This is a genomic window from Neobacillus sp. PVCKKU3 (assembly GCF_058323225.1).
The window spans coordinates 19,317-37,803 of sequence record NZ_JBLVQN010000047.1; the positions used below are offsets into that span (position 1 = coordinate 19,317).

General features: G+C 39.8%; 16 protein-coding genes and 2 pseudogenes. 6 read left to right on the forward strand and 12 right to left on the reverse strand.

Annotated features, from left to right (window positions below; genetic code table 11):
* Positions 1-203 precede the first annotated feature (203 nt).
* From ACNQGS_RS24335 to ACNQGS_RS24365, 7 genes and pseudogenes are all read right to left on the reverse strand, one after another.
* Positions 204-998 (reverse strand): XdhC family protein, encoded by a 795-nt coding sequence (locus ACNQGS_RS24335; protein ID WP_491489582.1) that lies wholly within the window; start codon positions 996-998, stop codon positions 204-206.
* 228 nt (positions 999-1,226) lie between these two features.
* Complete coding sequence (locus tag ACNQGS_RS24340; RefSeq protein WP_491489583.1) at positions 1,227-2,096, reverse strand: FAD binding domain-containing protein; 870 nt, start codon at positions 2,094-2,096, stop codon at positions 1,227-1,229.
* Positions 2,081-2,557 carry a (2Fe-2S)-binding protein gene (locus tag ACNQGS_RS24345; protein WP_378581238.1) on the reverse strand — a complete coding sequence of 159 codons (477 nt, stop codon included), beginning with the start codon at positions 2,555-2,557 and terminating at the stop codon, positions 2,081-2,083. The genes ACNQGS_RS24340 and ACNQGS_RS24345 overlap by 16 nt, the downstream gene beginning before the upstream one ends.
* A 20-nt stretch (positions 2,558-2,577) precedes the next feature.
* Positions 2,578-4,743, reverse strand: coding sequence for a xanthine dehydrogenase family protein molybdopterin-binding subunit (locus ACNQGS_RS24350; RefSeq protein ID WP_491489584.1), 2,166 nt, complete (start codon positions 4,741-4,743; stop codon positions 2,578-2,580).
* 73 nt (positions 4,744-4,816) lie between these two features.
* On the reverse strand, positions 4,817-5,428 hold the full coding sequence (locus ACNQGS_RS24355) for a nucleotidyltransferase family protein (protein WP_491489585.1): 612 nt from the start codon (positions 5,426-5,428) through the stop codon (positions 4,817-4,819).
* Between the two features lie 302 nt (positions 5,429-5,730).
* On the reverse strand, positions 5,731-7,059 hold the full coding sequence (locus ACNQGS_RS24360; protein WP_491489586.1) for a nucleobase:cation symporter-2 family protein: 1,329 nt from the start codon (positions 7,057-7,059) through the stop codon (positions 5,731-5,733).
* Between the two features lie 517 nt (positions 7,060-7,576).
* Positions 7,577-8,131: pseudogene (locus ACNQGS_RS24365) on the reverse strand (DNA replication protein DnaD); the annotation flags it as partial.
* 244 nt (positions 8,132-8,375) lie between these two features.
* Between ACNQGS_RS24365 and ACNQGS_RS24370 the strand changes: the two are divergent.
* Complete coding sequence (locus ACNQGS_RS24370; RefSeq protein ID WP_491489587.1) at positions 8,376-9,296, forward strand: hypothetical protein; 921 nt, start codon at positions 8,376-8,378, stop codon at positions 9,294-9,296.
* Positions 9,297-9,301: 5 nt separating this feature from the next.
* Positions 9,302-10,036, forward strand: a complete 735-nt coding sequence (locus tag ACNQGS_RS24375) for an SH3 domain-containing protein (RefSeq protein WP_491489588.1) — start codon at positions 9,302-9,304, stop codon at positions 10,034-10,036.
* A gap of 201 nt (positions 10,037-10,237) precedes the next feature.
* Here ACNQGS_RS24375 and ACNQGS_RS24380 read toward each other — a convergent pair whose 3' ends face one another.
* From ACNQGS_RS24380 to ACNQGS_RS24390, 3 genes are all read right to left on the reverse strand, one after another.
* Positions 10,238-10,672, reverse strand: coding sequence for a DMT family transporter (locus tag ACNQGS_RS24380; RefSeq protein ID WP_491489589.1), 435 nt, complete (start codon positions 10,670-10,672; stop codon positions 10,238-10,240).
* Between the two features lie 143 nt (positions 10,673-10,815).
* Positions 10,816-11,334 carry a spermidine/spermine N(1)-acetyltransferase gene (paiA, locus tag ACNQGS_RS24385; RefSeq protein ID WP_491489590.1) on the reverse strand — a complete coding sequence of 173 codons (519 nt, stop codon included), beginning with the start codon at positions 11,332-11,334 and terminating at the stop codon, positions 10,816-10,818.
* A 17-nt stretch (positions 11,335-11,351) separates the two neighbouring features.
* Positions 11,352-11,804, reverse strand: coding sequence for a MarR family winged helix-turn-helix transcriptional regulator (locus ACNQGS_RS24390; protein WP_491489591.1), 453 nt, complete (start codon positions 11,802-11,804; stop codon positions 11,352-11,354).
* A 134-nt stretch (positions 11,805-11,938) separates the two neighbouring features.
* On the opposite strand from ACNQGS_RS24390, the pseudogene ACNQGS_RS24395 reads away from it, so the two are divergent.
* From ACNQGS_RS24395 to ACNQGS_RS24405, 3 genes and pseudogenes are all read left to right on the forward strand, one after another.
* Positions 11,939-12,204: pseudogene (locus tag ACNQGS_RS24395) on the forward strand (DUF6198 family protein); the annotation flags it as partial.
* Positions 12,205-12,528: 324 nt separating this feature from the next.
* On the forward strand, positions 12,529-13,200 hold the full coding sequence (locus ACNQGS_RS24400; RefSeq protein ID WP_491489592.1) for a hypothetical protein: 672 nt from the start codon (positions 12,529-12,531) through the stop codon (positions 13,198-13,200).
* Positions 13,201-13,597: 397 nt separating this feature from the next.
* On the forward strand, positions 13,598-14,263 hold the full coding sequence (locus tag ACNQGS_RS24405) for a DUF3862 domain-containing protein (RefSeq protein WP_491489594.1): 666 nt from the start codon (positions 13,598-13,600) through the stop codon (positions 14,261-14,263).
* Positions 14,264-14,397: 134 nt separating this feature from the next.
* On the opposite strand, the gene ACNQGS_RS24410 is transcribed toward ACNQGS_RS24405, so the two are convergent.
* Complete coding sequence (locus ACNQGS_RS24410; protein ID WP_491489595.1) at positions 14,398-15,312, reverse strand: LysR family transcriptional regulator; 915 nt, start codon at positions 15,310-15,312, stop codon at positions 14,398-14,400.
* Positions 15,313-15,496: 184 nt separating this feature from the next.
* On the opposite strand from ACNQGS_RS24410, the gene ACNQGS_RS24415 reads away from it, so the two are divergent.
* Positions 15,497-16,753: an MFS transporter gene (locus tag ACNQGS_RS24415; protein ID WP_491489596.1), complete on the forward strand. Its 1,257-nt coding sequence runs from the start codon at positions 15,497-15,499 to the stop codon at positions 16,751-16,753.
* An 80-nt stretch (positions 16,754-16,833) separates the two neighbouring features.
* Here ACNQGS_RS24415 and ACNQGS_RS24420 read toward each other — a convergent pair whose 3' ends face one another.
* Positions 16,834-18,321 (reverse strand): class I adenylate-forming enzyme family protein, encoded by a 1,488-nt coding sequence (locus tag ACNQGS_RS24420; RefSeq protein WP_491489597.1) that lies wholly within the window; start codon positions 18,319-18,321, stop codon positions 16,834-16,836.
* Positions 18,322-18,487 lie beyond the last annotated feature (166 nt).

The following is an 18,487-nucleotide window of genomic DNA, read 5'->3' on the forward strand; positions in this document are numbered from 1 at the left end:
TATGAATGTTTATTGTTACCGACATTTAAGCAATAAACTGATCAAAATTTTTTGTGGAAGTTTTAATAAAAAGACGCCTCCCGTATAACTGTTAGCTAGTTATACAGGAGGCGTCTTTTCATCTTTCTCCAATATTTAATTACGAGGACATTATACACAGCAATTTCTTACAGGCAATAACATCAACTTTCTGTCATTATATGCTATCTATTTAATTGTTTTACTTTCATAGTCTTCGTTTCCTTGCTCACTTTGATAATCTCCCCAATAATACTGATGGCAATTTCTTGTGTTGTTTCCGAGCTAATATCCAATCCAATCGGAGAATGGACCTGCTCCAAAAGTTCTTCGCTGACCCCTTCATTTTTTAGTTTTTGAAGTATGGTAATGGTTTTACGCTTGCTGGCGACCATGCCAACATAGGCAATCGGATATTTTAGTGCCGTATTTAATACAATATCATCACCATCTTTTGTTACTATTACCACATAAGACTTTTCATTTGGGCTTGCTTGGCGCAAAGCCTCTCCAATATTCTCATGTACAAAGATGTTGGTTGCATTAGGAAAGCGTTCCTTTGTCGCATAACCGACCCGGTCATCGACTACGCTGTAAGGAATTTCAAGGAAGTCAGCAAGCGTTGCCAGCGCATGCGCCAGATGACCAGCTCCCGCCAAAATGAGTTCAGGCCTGCTTTTATAGATTTCAATAAACACTCGCAACGTGCCGCCGCAGCTCATTTGAATTCCATCTTTTGCATGTCTGTTCAATTTGTATTCAACGATTTTCGATTGACCCTTTTCTAGCGCCTTTACACTCTCCTCAATAATGTAGTGTTCGGCCAATCCCCCTCCGACAGTACCTTCAATCGAACCATCACGGTATACAATCATTTTTCCAACATGCCTGGGAGTCGAGCCCTTTGATTCAATTATCATAGCAAGTGCAAAGGTATCGTTTTGACGGTTCAGCAAGGCCACTTTTTCCATCAGTAGCATGAGTAGCTCCCCCCTTTATTGAAAGGCTATTTTTTAAAAGATTATTGTTTTTCCCTAATTAATGTAAAACCGAAAAAGAATTCCTTTTTGCTTTTCTAAACGACGAATGGAATGGAAAAATTCTTTGCCTCAGTCGCATACGACTTTTCTACGCGACCGAACTCTTTAAAAAATCATGGTTCCAGTCGCATTCGACCTTTAACTGCTTCCGAATACTCTTTTGAAAAATTAATTCAGTTGATATTGCTTCAAACTAAGAAAATAACGTAATAGATTTAAAGCTACTTTTTTTCTATAGATAGCTGTCGAGCGCTGATCATCGATTGGCCGAATGATCTTATCGAAGGCTGCGACAACCTCAGCGATGTCTGTATCTGCTAATGGTATGGTTTTTCCAAGCAGCTTCTTCTCAATATCAAGAGAACGGACCATCGTTGGTCCGACCGCTCCAAATGCAAAGCGGACATCCTCGACTCGAGAATCATTGACCCGGATAAGTCCTGCAAACCCTACTTTAGCAATGGCATCTGCGTTGCGGTTGCCGACCTTCTCAAACACAACATGTGAACCTTCTTCGAGCACGGACGGCAAGATAATTTCAGCCAAAATTTCATTATGTTGACGCCCAACTCTTCGGACCCCTTGAATAAAATCACTAATCGCAACGACCCGATCGCCATTTACGGAACGCAGCAAAAGCTTGGCATTGTACACATATAACAGTGGCAGTGTGTCACCGGCCGGAGAAGCGTTACAAATATTTCCTCCCAACGTCCCTCTATTTCGAATCGCAGGTGCTGCAATCGTTTTTATTGCGTTCTTTAAGGGAAGCGGGATTACCGGTTCCTCAAGTAATTCACTATAGGTACAGCAGGCACCGATGTGAAGATCCTTTTGATTTTGATAGACCCGCTTTAGTTCAGATAGATGATCAATAAAAATAACTGGGTTCGGGATTTTCGGAGGGACTCCCCTCCGGCTTTTGTGAAGGACCATGACATCGGTACCTCCGGCAATGATAGTACAGGTTTCTTTATTCAATTGGCTCAACGTTTGGTCTAAACGATCGAAGCGATATGCGGTTATTTTTTCTGCCATAAGCCGTCCCCTTTTTTCGCTGCTAGGTTGATCGCATCCACAATCATATTGTAGCCGGTACACCGGCACAGATTTCCGGAAATCCCTTCCCGAATTTCAGCCTCCGAAGGATGAGGGTTTTTGGATAATAATGCGGCACTGGCCATGACCATCCCAGGAATGCAGTAACCGCATTGCACGCCTCCGGCACTGGAATAGCTCTCATCCAAAATCTTAAATTGTTCCGATTCCATGATCCCTTCTATCGTTACAATATCGGCTCCATCAATCGAACCAATTGGAATAAGGCAGCTGTTTTGCAGAAGATTATTGACAAACACGCTGCAGGCTCCGCATTCTCCTTCGCCGCAGCCTTCCTTTGTTCCGATTAACGCAAACTCATCCCTAATAAAATCTAGTAATCTTGCTGTGGGAGGGGCATCCGTTTCTACCAATCTTCCATTAAGCGTAAATTTTATCAACCATGCTCACCCGCTCTCATTCATAGACTTTCGATAATGACTTCCGGTGTGATCGGAATTTGCCGAAAGGACGTTTGCAGTGCATCCTCAATCGCCGCTTGAACCGCTGGAGCGCCGCCGATTAACGTCAATTCTCCTGCACCCTTCGCCCCGTATGGACCATCCGCATAAGGATTATCAAAGACCTTGCTTTGGATTGAAACCACGTCCATTGAAGTCGGAGGGCCATAATCCGAAATGCTTTTTTGTTGGATTCTTCCTTGCTTTGACGTCATCTTTTCTAAATACCCGTACGCTAACCCTTGCGCCAAGCCGCCGTCAATTTGGCCTTTCAAAATCCGGTTATCAATGGCTTTACCCACTTCATAACTGCCGTATACTTTTTCCAGCTTTACATTTCCTGTTAACGTATCCACTTCTACTTCAACGATATTGACGCCCCACGAATAAGCCGGGTAGGCATCTCCCGTGAAGGTTTTCTCATCCCACGGAATCATTTCACGGTGAACATAGTTCTCTACTACTTCCTGTTCCACCCCTGGTTGCCACTGCGCCTTCAGTTTCTTTGCGGCGCGTTCAAGCAGCTTTCCGACAATCATCGTCGTCCGGGAAGCTACCGTCGGACCGGAGTCGGGTACCTCCTTTGTATCGGGATCAGGGTACAAAACTCTATCGAACGGGAGGTCAAGTGCTTGGGCGACAATTTTACTCAACGTCGTATAAATTCCTTGTCCCATATCAGAATTGGAGATTTTTAGTATAACTTTGTCGTCCTTTGATTTAACCAGCTTGACTGTTGCTTTAATATGATCTCTTTCGCCGCTGCCTGTAAATCCACAGCCGTGGAGGAACAGCGAAGTTCCGATGCCTTTTTTATAGCGCAGATTTTGTTGATTGAAACGCTGGAACTCCCCTTTTTTCTTTTTAAAATCTGACGCATTAAGCAAATCCTCAATCATGTCTTCCATTAAGATTGGGTCGCGGAATTGGCCTTTGGTAATGGTGGGGTCTCCTTGTTTGACGAGGTATTTTCGTTTATATTCAAGTGGTTCGATGTTTGCTAGTTTACTAAGATGGCCCATATGACTTTCGATTCCTGCAAAACTTTGCGGAGCTCCAAACCCTCTGAAGGCCCCATTTGGAACGGTATGGGTCTTTAAGACGTACCCTTTTGCATGAAAATGTGGAATTTTATAAACGCCAGCGCTGTTTAATAAGGCACGCTGCAGCACGACTGAGCTTAAGCCAGCATTTGCTCCTCCATCAAGAAAGACATCCACACACATGCTCAAAATATTTCCTTCTTCATCAATAGCCGTTCGATATTTAAATTTGGCCGGATGCCTTTTCGTCGTTACCACCATATCTTCAGAGCGGTCGAACACGAGCATCACCGATTTCTTGACGGCATTTGCAGCAACCGCGACGTGACACGCCATCATCGAAGGAAATTCTTCTTTGCCGCCAAAACCTCCGCCGGTAGGGCTTTGAACCACTCTGACTTCATCATCACCGCAGGCTAAAGCGCTTATCAACGCATTTTTTATATAATAAAGGCATTGCATCGAGCCCTGGACGATAATTTCATCTTCCTTATAGATACCTAGCATTCCTTGCGGCTCAAGGTAGACATGCTCCTGATAACCCGTAGCATACTCCTCTTCAATGATTTTGTACGCTCCCTGCTCAATCGCGGAAATGACCTCTAAGCTTTCTCCAAATTCATAGCTTGCCATTGTAACCCCGGGTGCTGATTTTTGCCGGATGGCATCATCCAATGTGTAAATAGCCTGATGTTCTTCAAATTCAATCTTCACTTCATTTAGCAAACGGTACAGGATATCCAGCTCTTTTCCAACGAGCATAAGAATCGGTTCCCCAATATAATTAACCCACTCATTGGCAAAAATGGGCTGATCTTCTTGAATGATTTTCACAACATTCGGACCAGGGACCTGCTCTGCCCCAACCGCTTCATACCCTTCAGGAAAGTTTGGCAATTGAATGGATTTGATTTTTCCATAAGAAATGGGCGAACGAACCAAAACACCATAAACCATATTTTCCACTTTCACGTCACTAATATAAGCCAACTGGCCCGACACTTTACCACTATGGTCCTTTTTGGGCACTGCGGTGCTTATGTCTTTGAGACTCATTACATACAACAACACCCTTCGACTCATTATTTATTAATAGAAACCTCTTCCTACAATTTTATAAATAAGAATGATATTTTATGATTCATTTTTGCCCCCATTACGTTGTATAAGCCATTTTAGTTTTAAAATAATCCATGGCTTCTTGGTAATCCTCCGGCGTATCGACATCCATTAAAACACCCGGATCATCTACATTCAGATAATTCTTATCGTAATTGGCGAGGACCATCCGTAAATTGCTTGTTGGATCGGTATCAAGAACTTTCTGTTTCACATCACTTGATAATTTAATAGGGTGACCACCTTTATAATTAAAGCTGGGAATAACTACATCCCCTTTGTGTTTTGCGATTAGCTGAACGGTCTCTTTCTTAACAAGCGGACAATCTCCTGGAGTTAATAAGAGGGTTGGGTCATTCACTTCATGGCAGCCCTTTTGGATAGAACTAAACATCCCCTGAGTAAAGTTTTCATTATAAACAAACTTCATCTCGAATGAATAGGCATTTTTACTGCTGATTTTTGCTATTTCCTCCTGGATAATTTCCGCCTGAAACCCCGCTACGATGATAGCCCTGCTGATTATTCCTTCAAATTTAGAAATCGTTTGCTCCAATACGGTCATATGCCCGAGCGGCAGAGTCATTTTATAGGCATTCGCCCTGCTGGAATATCCAGCTGCTAGGATGATAGCTTCTATATTGTTCACCTCCTTCGAGAAATTTTAGAGTATTTTCAGACTTTTTTTGCGATTTTTAATAGTATAATTGCTATTTCGAGCGATTTATTTGCGAAACTCCCCTTTTTATTTGCGAACCTAAATCAGGTGAGCGAGTCCCCCAAATTTATTTGCGATTTTTAATAATATATTTGCGAGTTTAAGTGATTTATTTGCGAAACTCCCCTTTTTATTTGCGAATTCACCCTTTAATTGCAATTCTGCAATTTTTATTTGCGAATCTTTAAAAGGATCACTTAAAGTAAACAGTGATCCTTAGAATCGATGTATGATTAAATACTTGCGTCTGCCGAATGATCCGATTTAAGATCTTCTAATATATCATTATTCATTTGTTCTTCCCTTTTATTTAAAAATAGGTTAAGCACAATAGCGGTAATACTTCCTATTACTATCCCGTTTTGGAAAAGCAAACGCAAACCCTCGGGCAATTTAGCAAATGCATCAGGGATAACTGCGGCTCCCAGGCCAATTCCTACCGAAATCGCTATAATCAGCAGATTTTCATTTTTTTGGAAATCGACACGGGAAAGCATTTTGATACCAGAAGAAATAACCATACCAAACATCGCAATCATTGCTCCTCCAAGAACAGGATTTGGGATGATCATTGTAAGCGCTGCCACTTTTGGAACCAATCCTAATATCATCAGAATCACACCAGCGGCAATGACGACATTGCGAGTTTTTATTCTCGTAAGGGCGACCAACCCCACATTTTGGGAAAATGTCGTGTATGGAAAAGCGTTAAAAATTCCTCCTATAAAACTAGCCAAACCTTCTGCCCGCAATCCTTTTTTGATGTCAGACGATTCCAGTTTCTTCTCGCAAACATCCCCCAATGCCAAAAATACACCTGTTGATTCAATCATGCTTACGATGGCGACGAGAATCATCGTTAAGATGGCGGTTACATGGAAAGTGGGAATCCCGAAGTAAAACGGCTGGACCATGTGAAACCAGGAAGCCTGGCTAACTGATGATAAATTCACCATTCCCATCCCCATCGCAACCAGAGTACCTAAAATCATGGAAATTAGAACAGAAACAGCTCTCATGTAGCCTGAAAGGTAGCGGTTCATAACGATAATGAGGACTAGGGTCAATGCCGCCAGTAATAAATTTCTTAGGTTCCCAAAATCCGGTGCCCCTACTCCTCCTGCTACGTTGTTCATCGCCACAGGAATGAGTGAAATCCCAATAATTGTTACAACAGATCCTGTTACGACAGGCGGAAAATACCTCATTACTTTACTCATGAATTGAGCAAGTATCATGGCAATGATCCCGGAGACGATGATGGCACCATAAATTGCGGTTATGCCCTGAAGTTTTCCAATGGCAATCATCGGTCCAACTGCCGTAAAAGTACAACCTAATATAACTGGAAGCTTAATTCCAAAATACTTTCCTCCTACTACTTGAAGTAATGAGGCAATTCCGCAGGTGAACAAATCGATGGAAATAAGGAAAGACAATTGCTCCGGTGTCATGCCTACCGCAGGTCCAACAATAAGGGGAACGATAACGGCCCCAGCATACATGGCCAAAACATGCTGAAGACCTAAAGTCCCTATTTTCCATGGAGTTAACTTTTCCATTATTATGCCTCCCTTGGTAAAGACTTTTTGAGCATTGTAACAACTTCTGGGCATCCCCCCCTTTCTAAAAAACGCTAAATTTTGTTTAACTAGCGGCAAAAAATTGCCGTGTAAAATCCCCTCTCTTAGTGGACGATGGGGGCTTTACATCAAATCAATTCTCTCTCAATCATTGATATCTTTTTCTTTACTTGCCTGTGGGAATTCAATTTGAACGTATTTTTTATTTAACAAGTCTTATATAGTGTAAATTCTCTTTAAATTATATTTCTGATCATAATAGATATACCTGTCTACAACGTTAAGATTAATAATGAGCATTTAACCAAATTTAAGAATCATCCAACAACGACAACAACTGCTTTTTTGCACTCACGTTCGTATAACCAAATCCATTAGCGTCCCAAAACTCAATAATTTCTTTGACATCATCTGTTTTTTGATTATTCTCTGTATGTGGAGTGAGATGGAAAGCTTTTTGTTTTTGTTTTTGTTTTTCTTTTTTATTTTCTTTTTCTTTTTCTTTTTCTTTTTGCCCACCTATCGTATAACGATGCGTGAACGTATCGTCTATCGCCTCGTATTCCTCATCGATATATGTATCATTTTCATCCAGATCGCTAACTTCATTGAGAAAAGGCATCTCGTCTTGTTTACAAAAAGATTCATAGAGGCTGCGGATTTCCTCTCTTTGTATGGATTCCGAAACATAATAAATAAGCGTTGAATCCTCGACCTTCTTTAATTCGGAAAAAATACAGTCCATGACCGGCTTGCCAGCCTTATGCAGGTTATCTTTCCCCCAGTATTTAATCGCGAGCTCCCTCGTTTCAGGATTGTAACGAATCAATTTATGATGTTCGATGAATCGTTCCATTAAGGAATGAACCGTCTCAATCGAATAGCCTAAATCAAAAGCCATTCGTTTTTTCGTAATTTTATAGATTCCAATTTGTGTGGTTTGTGGATTGGTAAGGAGATAGAGATAAAAATACCTGTCCTCCGGGGTCATCTCTTCCAAAACAATTGGATTGGACCAAAAGTCTGTACGAACCATTCGATACCTTGCCATCATCAAACACTGTCCTTCCTACAAAAAAAATCCTTTACTTAATATTTAGTGTTTAATGAAGAATGCGGTCATGGTGCTCTTGCAAAATGTGTGGATATTTTTTGACAAAATAATATCATGATACCTGGCTTAAAAAGGTATGGGGTACCTTTTTCCTATAACAAAGATAGAGGGGCTTTTCTGCTGATTTTCTGCATAGAATGTAGACAAGTATAAGTGACCTTAACCGGGAGGGAGTAGCCTAATGAATTTTATTGAAGACATTAAGGACGTGAAATTTAGCTTTTTGGAAAAACCGCCGGCGTCGTCTATGTCTTATGCCTTTGTTTATGTTAATAATGACAACGAACACTTTGCAGTTAAAAATGGAGAGCGTTTGACACGGAGTGAATTGCGGATTGGCAAATATAAAAGAGTTTATACCGTCAATATGCAGCAGCAAACCTTCACCTACAATGAGGAAATCCCTTCGGCAACTAGAGGCAGAAGCTTTTCTGTCAATTTATCTATCGATATTGCCGTTGAACACCCAGAATTGTTAGTTCAACAAAATGCAGGAGAAATTGGTGACATTTTTAACAACAATCTGCCCTTCTGGGTGGAATCGGAAGCAAGATTTTATCCGATTGAAGAGGATTTGAGTTTTGCCCGGCATATTGAAGAATTTTTTCAAACATCAAGATTGGTCAAGGTGTTAAGAGAGGCTGGGATTGTGGTTAGAAATGTTAGAGTTTTGATCCGGCAAGGTATTCGCGACCAGCACCATGATGAGGCGATTGCAGATTTAGACCGGAACGCAGAACTATCTGCCTATCAAGAGGCTCTCGACTTAGAGGAAGCTCGCCGGATTTCGGCCTCCATTAAAGAAGCCCTTCAAGCAGGTGATTTTATCACGGCAGGGAAGCTTGGAGAAAAGAATGAAATGGCAAAACGGTTAGTGGAATCCGAGTTTAGTCAAAATCGATCCTTTAAATATGAGGTAAACAAACAACTTTTAAACTTGATCAACGATCACTCTATTAACCAGTTTGAGGCAGAACAAAGATTGGCCAAGCTAAAAAAACTGTTCCCCTATCTCCCTGTTAATCTGGAAAACAGCAATAGAAAAAAACAGATTGATAGTCCAAGGAAAGAACTTCAATCCTATCTAAATAAAGGAGATTAGCGATTGTGGAATCCATTTTAAAACAGCTGTTTTGGATTTGGTCACCTATCTCTGCCCTGCCGGAATGGTTGCGTATTTTTTTGGTTCTCTTTGTTCTACTGCAGCTCGTAAGGCTGATGTTGTTGTACCTTGTTCCGCCTTTTTTAAACTTGTTGGCCCGTTTGTTGAAAAAAATGCTATATCTCATTTCTTATCCAATCATGACATTCGTTTGCACGATGCAAAGAAGACAGAGAGAAGCAGGAGAAGCTGGCATACCTGTTTGGATTGAGATCATTGAAGGAATGTTTGCCTTGCTCGAAGGTTTTTTCAACAAAATCATTCAGCTTTTCATGAAACGGAAAAGGAATAGGACAAGGTTGAAAAGATGGACCTTCTACTCTGCCACCACATTAGTAATTTTGCTGACAGTGGCAATCATCAGCATTCCAAATAAGTGGTATACAGAAAAATGGAAGAAAGCTGAAGCTTGGTTAAACCAAGAACATATGCCCGTACAAACAACCGTGGCTTCCCCTGTTCAAAAAGAATTTATTTTAAATAAGCAATATAAAGAAGGCGGAAATATTAGGGAAGCTCCCACACTGACCGCAGCACGTCTTTACACGATTACAAATGGAGAAATCATCCGCTTTTTGAATGAAGAACAAGTGGATTCAAAAGGAATTAAGTGGCTAAAGGTTGAAACCGCAAACGGAGTCGAAGGCTGGATTTCGGCCTTGATTGTAAAGGAAAAATAATAAATTTGATTCTTTATCCAATTTATAAACAACCCAAATAAGGAGAGTAGACTCCAATAGGAATAGTCCGCTCTCCTTATTAAAAGCTATCTCTAATTTTATCAAACTGTGAATCTTCAATTAAACAGAAAGACCTCTGCCATATAAAAAAGAGCACAGAAAAGATGATGAAATAAAAGAATATGATTGTTAAGAAAATCGTTATTTTTTGTACATAAGGAATAATGAAACTCCTAGTAAAATAGCAGCAATACCCCTTTGCCAATCAAAAGGAATTTGTTTTCCTCCAAAAAGACCGAAATGATCAATTACTCCACTTATCAATACTTGGCCTAATATAACGGATACAATGGTTGTAGCCACTCCGATTTTTGGTACAGCTAATACCATAACCAGCACATATATAGCTCCTAACAATCCGCCTGTTAATTGCCATTTTGGAACTGAGAACACGTTTAAAAGGTTCCCCTTACCTAGAAAAATAGTACACACTAATAAGATTAATGTACCAATAGCAAACGAAACAAAAGCACCTTCAATTACCCCGATTTTCTTTCCTAAACCTCCATTAATTCCCGCTTGAGTACCTATAGATATACCTGCTATAACAGCGAGAAGGGTCATAATCCAATTCATAATGAGCCTCCATGTTTTTTTAAAATATTCAAGAAGTAAGAAAACACTTCCTTTTATCGATTTGTCTACAAGCCATTATAACAGAAAAAGGAAGTTCAGCATCAGACCTAAAAATATTTCGGAATATACAAAATACCCACCTTTTATACGAGTTTTTTGGTCATAATAAAGTCCGTTTGTTCTTCATCCCCCATATAAAAAGAGTGTGCCCCCGTTTGAACAAACCCCATTTTCTTATAAAAAGCAATGGCATTTTCATTCTTTTCCCATACACCCAGCCAGATTTTCTTTTTATTACGCTCCATGGCAAATTCCAGCGCTTTATTTAGGAGGTATTTACCAAGCCCATGTTTTTGGTATTCTTTCTTTATGTAAATCCTTTCAACTTCAAGCGATTCCTCACCCATTTCTTCGGACTGAGCATCATTGATATTGACCTTTAAATATCCAGCCAAGTCATTATTAAAATAAACGAAAAAGAATTGCGAAGAAAGATTAGATAATTCTTTTTCTAATTGCTTTAAGTTAAATGCCCTTTCCAAATAGGCAATCATATTTTCGGGTGAATTCTGATCCTTAAATGTCTCGTTAAATGTTTCAGAACTAATTTCTTGAAGGGTGTGTAAATCTTCAAGGGTGCATTTCTTTATATTTATAGTCATTTTTATATTTCGCTCCTTCAATAAATTCTCTTATTTCCCTTTTTGACAAATTCCCAGTCTTTTTCTACATTTTTTCTTACTCTTTGAAGAAGATTGAAAATGGTTTCTACTTCACTTTCGGAAAACCCCTCTAATGCAACGGTGTTGGAATAATCATTTTCACGTCTTATAAAAGGATAAACATTTTTCCCTTTCTCTGTTGGAAAGAGTTTTTTAATTTTTTTGTTATGTTGATCGTCTTTCTTTTCTATAAAACCATTCATTTCAAGTTTTTTTATCGCACGGGCTGCAGTTGTTCGATCTACTTTTGTCATCTCAGCTAACTTTTCTTGAATGATTCCTGGATTTTCACATATTCGCACTAGGTACAAATATTGCCCTTTTGTAAGGTCATATTCTTTAAATTCTATATTACTGATCGAATCTAACGCCCTAGCAATCATACCGATTTCACGAAGAATTTCCTTCATTATTAACTCCTTAGTGCGTTATTTTTTTGTTGCAAATGCAATAAAAATATTATAGATTAAATTTAACCTATCTTTGTTGCATTTGCAACAAAATTTCTTTGTAAAAGGACTGAAAAAAATGTATACAAAAAGATCCTTTTGATGCACTTTTAGTGGGATTGTCCAAAAATGTGGGGCTTACTGTTGAAAGTTGGGAAATCATAATAGCTTTAATACTGATATGTGGTAATTCTTTTTTTAAAAGACAAAGACCAGAGTTTTAGGGGTTATTAACAGCATTTATAACGGGCATCGGTATTGATATGCGGTTATTTCTATTGCACAATTTGATAACACCTGAACTATGGTACAGCAAAGTGTTTGTTTTGGACTCGGCTTAGCCTTTTTTCGTTTACGCACATGTTAATATAAAAGTTTAGTCTCAGCACCCTGAATATTGTTAAACTCTTCCAACCACTGTTTTCTTCTTGTTCCATTTCCCCTCCCACCTGGGATTTTCCTCCCCAAACTTAAAAACTATTAAATCGGTACGAAAATCGTGAAATTGGCCTTCTCATTTCCAATTTGGAGCCGAAAATTGCATTTTCCTACCTAAATTTGCTCCAAATTGGAAATGAGTGAATTCGACTCATTCTGCCAAACCCGATATCTTAAATGTACCAGAACCGTGTGTGTTAACGAGGAACTGGCCTACTAAACAGATCATAAAGGGCGGCGCATCCAAATGAGTTTAAAATCAGCCAGTATTGAACACTTTGAAGAGTTTTCTCAATTTACTAGTCTCGCCGAATTTAATCACCATTTCGAACAGTGGCTGCTTAAGCACAAGGCCGACTTCTCCAAAGGCGAAATCGTAGGCTTAAAGCGTCTCGTCCGCTTTGCCGCCAAGATTTCTGGTGTCTGCAATGCCAAAATTGGAACCATTCTGAAGGCCATAAACGAGGAATACCACGAAAATGGCATATCCCGGTCTACCTTTAAACGGATGGTTTTAAAAGCAAAGGAATTCGGGATCATCACCGTATACGAAACAGAGAGAAAAAACGGCTCACAGACTAGCAACTTATATGTTTTTAATCGTTTTCCTGCAAATGAACCACCTAAACCGGAAAAAATGAGCCAGCCAATAGAAACTAGTAATCTTTTTAAAACAGAAAAAGATCAAAAGATTAATAAACGTAAAGAAGAACCGTTGGAATTAGATCATAGCTATGTTGGCAATCATGTTCCAAATGAGTTTGTCGAGCTAGTAAAGTACTTTTATTCTGATGCCAAGACCATTGAGGAATTCTGGCATATGACACAAATTGCTGCCTATAAATATCTAAGCGAAAACAACACAGAGCAGATGCTTGATGTAGCCATTGAAGCCTTTAAACAGCTCATTCGAAATTAAAATTCACTAAATCAGTCATAAATCCAATCGCCTACTTTTATGACATTTTGCTAAATAAATTTAGTCAGCGCTTTTATGATGAACTCAATGAAAAATATGATGTATCAGAATCTACATCTAACAATTCCATCGTAGATATTCTGAATTATGATTTTTTTGAATGCGCAATTTAATTATCATTGAATAACTTTTGTACAAAAAGATAAACCGGAACCGTACCCATTTTTAACTAAAAAAACTGTTGTTTTTGCTTTTGAAATGAATCTGTTCTTTTTGATTTTGTATTTTCTTATCCAATAAATTTAATTTGTCATAGAATTACCATTTTTGGTTACTCTACGAATATTTTATCATGCTATAATTTTTCCATAATTAGAAATAAGGGGGAAATTTTAGTATGAAAAAGATTTTTAAGTTTGGTTGTTTAGGAGTAATTGCTTTAGTTATTTTAGGAATAATCGGGGCGATTGCTTCTGGTGGTGGAGATGACACTGCTTCCACAAACACAAATAAGGAAACTACATCAAGTAAACCTGCAGAAACTAGTAAGCCAGCCGAATCAACAAAAAAAGAAGAAAAACCTGCTGCAAAAGAAGGTGTCCTAACTAAAGAAAAATTTGAACAAATTAAAGACGGCATGACATATGAGGAAGTTGTAAAAGTAGTTGGAGCAGAAGGAAAACTTCTATCTGAATCCGGTGAAAAAGGTACTCAATTCCACACAGTCATGTATGAATTCGAAACAGATGGATTTATGTCAAGTGCTAGTATGATGTTCCAAGGTGGGAAATTAATCAATAAGGCACAGTTTGGTTTAGGTGGAGGATCAGGAGTTGAAATTTCAATAGATCAGTTCAACAAAATCCAAAACGGTATGACACTAGAAGAGGTAATTGCCATCGTCGGTGGTGAAGGAGAAATTATTTCAGAATCTGGAGAAAAGGGTACACAATTTCATACCGTCATGTACTCATATCCAGGTAAAGGAAGTATTGGAGCAAATGTTTCGTTAATGTTCCAAGGCAACAAGCTGCAGAATAAATCTCAATTTGGTCTAGAATAATTTAAATAATAATAAGCCCCCTTTGATTTGGGGCTTATTATTTTTGGTCGCTTCAAAAAAATGTATTAAACCATAGAATATTAATTATTGGTTTTATAAAAAATTTATGTCGGCCATTACCTCAATCCGGATGCTCAGCCTTCCATTTCAGAAGCAAGGTAGTTCTCCACAAAACGCAAAAAAATCTTCGCGCACGGTGATAGATATCGTCCCTCACAGTAAAAGATAGAAACCCAGCGTGAAAGAGGAGGGTCCAAGTTCAAAATAGAAATAGAAGGTCCCGGGGACTCCGCCATTAAACGCGGGAGAACGGAAACTCCTAGTCCCTCTGCCACCAGAGTTCGTGGAGAGGCGCACTCGTATGCAATAAGTGGCTCAAACCCCTCTCTAAGGCACGCCGCAATTAGTTGCGAACGAATTCCGGACCCCGCTTTAAAGGATACAAATGATTCTTCTCTAAGCTCATTAATGGAAATTGTTTTTTTCTTTTCCAGTGGGTGTCCGTTGGCGACGGCCAAAACCAATTCATCTTGATATAATGGTTTGGAGCAAATCCCCTTTATCGTAACTAAATTTAGTAAATGCGGTGAGTATTTTACATCCAAGCCGTGGGCCAAGGCAAGCTCTAATTCTCCCTTTTTCAGAGCATCTAGCAGCGGTTCAGTCGTGTTCTCCCTTATAAACACTTTAATCCCAGGGTACTCTTTCCCAAACTCTACGAGCAACTTTGGCAGCCTAGTTTGTACTAGGGATTCTAGCGCCCCTACCATAATGGTGCCATGCGGATCGTTTATGACCTCTTTAACTGAGTCTTTAGCCTTTTGCGCTTCAGCTAAAGTCTTTTCAGCGCCAATAAAGAATTGCTCCCCAGCCTCTGTTAATGCCACTCCTCGCCCAGTTCGTTTAAAGAGCTTCACGCCAAGTTCTTGTTCCAAATTACCTATCTGTTGTGAAAGAGCCGGTTGAGCGATTTTTAGCCGTTCGGCTGCTCTTGTAAAATTATTTAGTCTCGCCACTTCGGTGAAGTAAGTTAACTGTCTTAGCTCCATTCATTCAAACACCACCTTACGATATAAGAAATTCTTATACCTACAATAATACAAATATATTTTTCTTATCAATTATACCGTATTATAATTTTTTCTATAGAGAAGGGGAAACAGGAGGGTATGGGATTGGCTAGAAAACAAACATTACTCGCTTCCTTTAGCGAAAAACAAAGAAGTATTGAACATGAATAACAACAAACGTCCTTATTATGGTTGGTATATTGTTCTATCTGCGACCATTATTGTTTTGCTTTCGAATGGAATGCGGATGGGAATTGGCCCTTTTATTAAACCAGTTATGGAGGATTTAGATCTGTCTCGAACGGAGCTTTCGATCATTGTTGCCATAGGGATGATTGTTTATGGAATCGGAATGCCAATCGCGGGGCTTCTTTTGAAAACTTTAAGTACGCGTTTTATGATTTTAACGGGATTAACGATTGTTTGTTTATCAATCGTGTGGACGGTCAACAGCAAAGAGCTTGTTTCTTTTCTTCTTTCATTTGGTGTCTTTCTATCACTTGGGCTTTCCTTTTTAAGCAATGTCTCATTATCCCCTATTGTCAGTAAATGGTTTGTTAGGCAACGAGGTAAAGCACTTTTTTATCTGGCAACAGGTGGAATGGCCGGTATTGCCGTTATGACCCCTCTAGAAACGTGGTTAATTCACCTTGTAGGGTGGAAGCACACTCTTCTGATATTTGCAGGTGTATTCATCTTTATCACTGTTCCATCTGCCATTTTTATTATGAGAGAGAATGTTCCAGAAGGGGCTGACATGATAGGACCTGTCGGCAGTCTGGAAAAACAAGAACTACCAGAAATTAATGTGAGATATGCTGTAAAGACAAATGCTTATTGGAAAATCGTTCTAGGCTTATTCGCTTGCGGGTTTGGGATGAATCTTTTAGGTTCTCATGGGGTACCTATGTTAATCGATCATCATTTTGAGCCAATGGTTGCTTCTTTTGGTGTTGGATTAATTGGGATTGTTGCCATGTTCAGTACATTTGTCTTAGGTCACATCGCAGATCGTTTCCCTAGAAAAAATATTTTATTTTTAGTGTATTTTGTTCGCGGCCTTGGGTTTTTAGGTTTAGTTTTAGCAGCAACGAATTGGCAGCTATTTATTGTAGCATTTAGCGGCGGATTAGTGTGGTCGGGGTCTGTTGCTATGTCCACAGCTATTTTAGGTGATCTTTATGGAACACGTTTACTTGGCATCTTAAATGGCTGGGCATACTTCGGACATCAAATAGGAGCTGCCTTGGGTTCATTTCTTGGCGGCTGGTTATACGATACTTTTGGCACTCATTTATATTCATTTATTACGGCTGCTGCACTTGCGATTATTGCTAGCTTAACTTCCCTTTCATTGCCAAAACATCTATCATTCAAAAAGCAAATAAAGATAATTGAACGGCATACTCTCGTAAAATAATATAATTGGGCGAACAATTGACCATAATTGCTAAGTACAGTAGAAAGGAAGCAGAAAACCATTTTCTGCTTCCTCCATGCTTATCCCCGTAAAACGTGTTTCAGGACTTTTCCACTCGCGTTTCGTGGTAATGTGTCAAGAAAGTCTAGTTCCACGGGCAGTTTGTATTTAGCCAGTTTTGTTTTGCAGTAGGTGAGGACGTCTTCTTCTGTAAGTGTCCTTCCTTCTTTAGGGACCACAAATGCTTTTGGGACTTCACCGTAAATAGGATGCGGGACGCCGACAACCGCTGCCTCCAAGATTTCCGGAATTTGATATAGGACTTCTTCAACCTCGACGGGATAGACGTTTTCGCCGCCACGGTTAATCATATCCTTTTTTCGGTCGACGATATATAATAGTCCATCCTGGTCAAATCGGCCTAAATCTCCGCTGTATAACCAGCCATTTTTTAAAGCCTGCCGTGTGGCTTCTTCATTTTTCAAGTATCCCTTCATCACAAGCGGCCCTTTAACAACGATTTCCCCTACTTCCCCCGTTGGTACTGTCTCGCCAAACTCATCAACCACCTGCACCTCAAGCCCTGGCAATGGTTCGCCGACAGAACCGACTTTGTCCAGTGCATAATGGTCCTTTAAGGTTGTAGCTCCAGGTGAATTTTCTGTCTGGCCATATAAGTTTTGTACTTTTACATCAGGATAGCGTTCCTTAACCGTACGGACCAGCTCATATGGCATAGGAGCCGCCCCGTACGTGAACAAACGTAGCCTAGATAAATCAGTTTCTGCCATTTTAGGAGTATTTAATAGAATACTATAGATGGCCGGGACTCCAAAGAAAATGGTCACCTTTTCTTTTTCCATTGTCCTCAAGGTTTGTTCAGGTGAAAAAGCCTCCTCAATTACCACTGTACCACCCTTATAAATAGTAGGAACAGTAAAACAATGGCTCGCAGCACAGTGGAACAGCGGGGTCACGATATGCATGCGGTCAGCTGCTGTTATTTCCATTACATCTGACCAAATTTGAGCAGCCGCACGGACATTTCCGGCTGATAACATAACCCCTTTGGGCTTGCCAGTCGTTCCGGATGTGTAAAAAACAACCGCTGTATCATCCTCATCAACCTTCACAGGCTGAAAAGGGATTTTGTCGTCTGCTAAAACTGCTAGTAATGTATCCTCGCCGCCTACTGCTAAACGGTCCTTAAACTGCTCTAAGGAAATCTGATTCAGTTGGGCTTCATACCTTACATCATAAATGATCGCTTTCGCTTCAGAATGGTTGAAAATATACTCCACTTCTGGTGCAGTTAACTTGGTATTGACGGGCATGACCGAAAATCCGCCCAGCTGGCAGGCATAATAACAGATTACAAAATAATCAGAGTTGGGCAGATAGACCGCAATGATGTCATCCTTTTGATAGCCCTTCTCCTGGAAATACCCGGCTAAATTTTTCGCCTGCTGGTACAATTGAGCGTAGGTCATCTCCCTGCCCTGATAAGCGGTAATCACCTTGTCCGGCTGCAGCTTTACATGTTCTTCTAATTGTTCTGAGACAAACATTTAATACAACCCCACTTCTTTATTAGGAATTTTCCGAATAAACTAAATAATTCTCTATATTTTCTAAAATTCCTCTATATTCTACAAATTCCCGCACTTTTCTGCTGAGTCTCAGAATCTACTTCGTTCCTGTCACATTAAAATAAGAATAAAAAGCTGTTTTCGT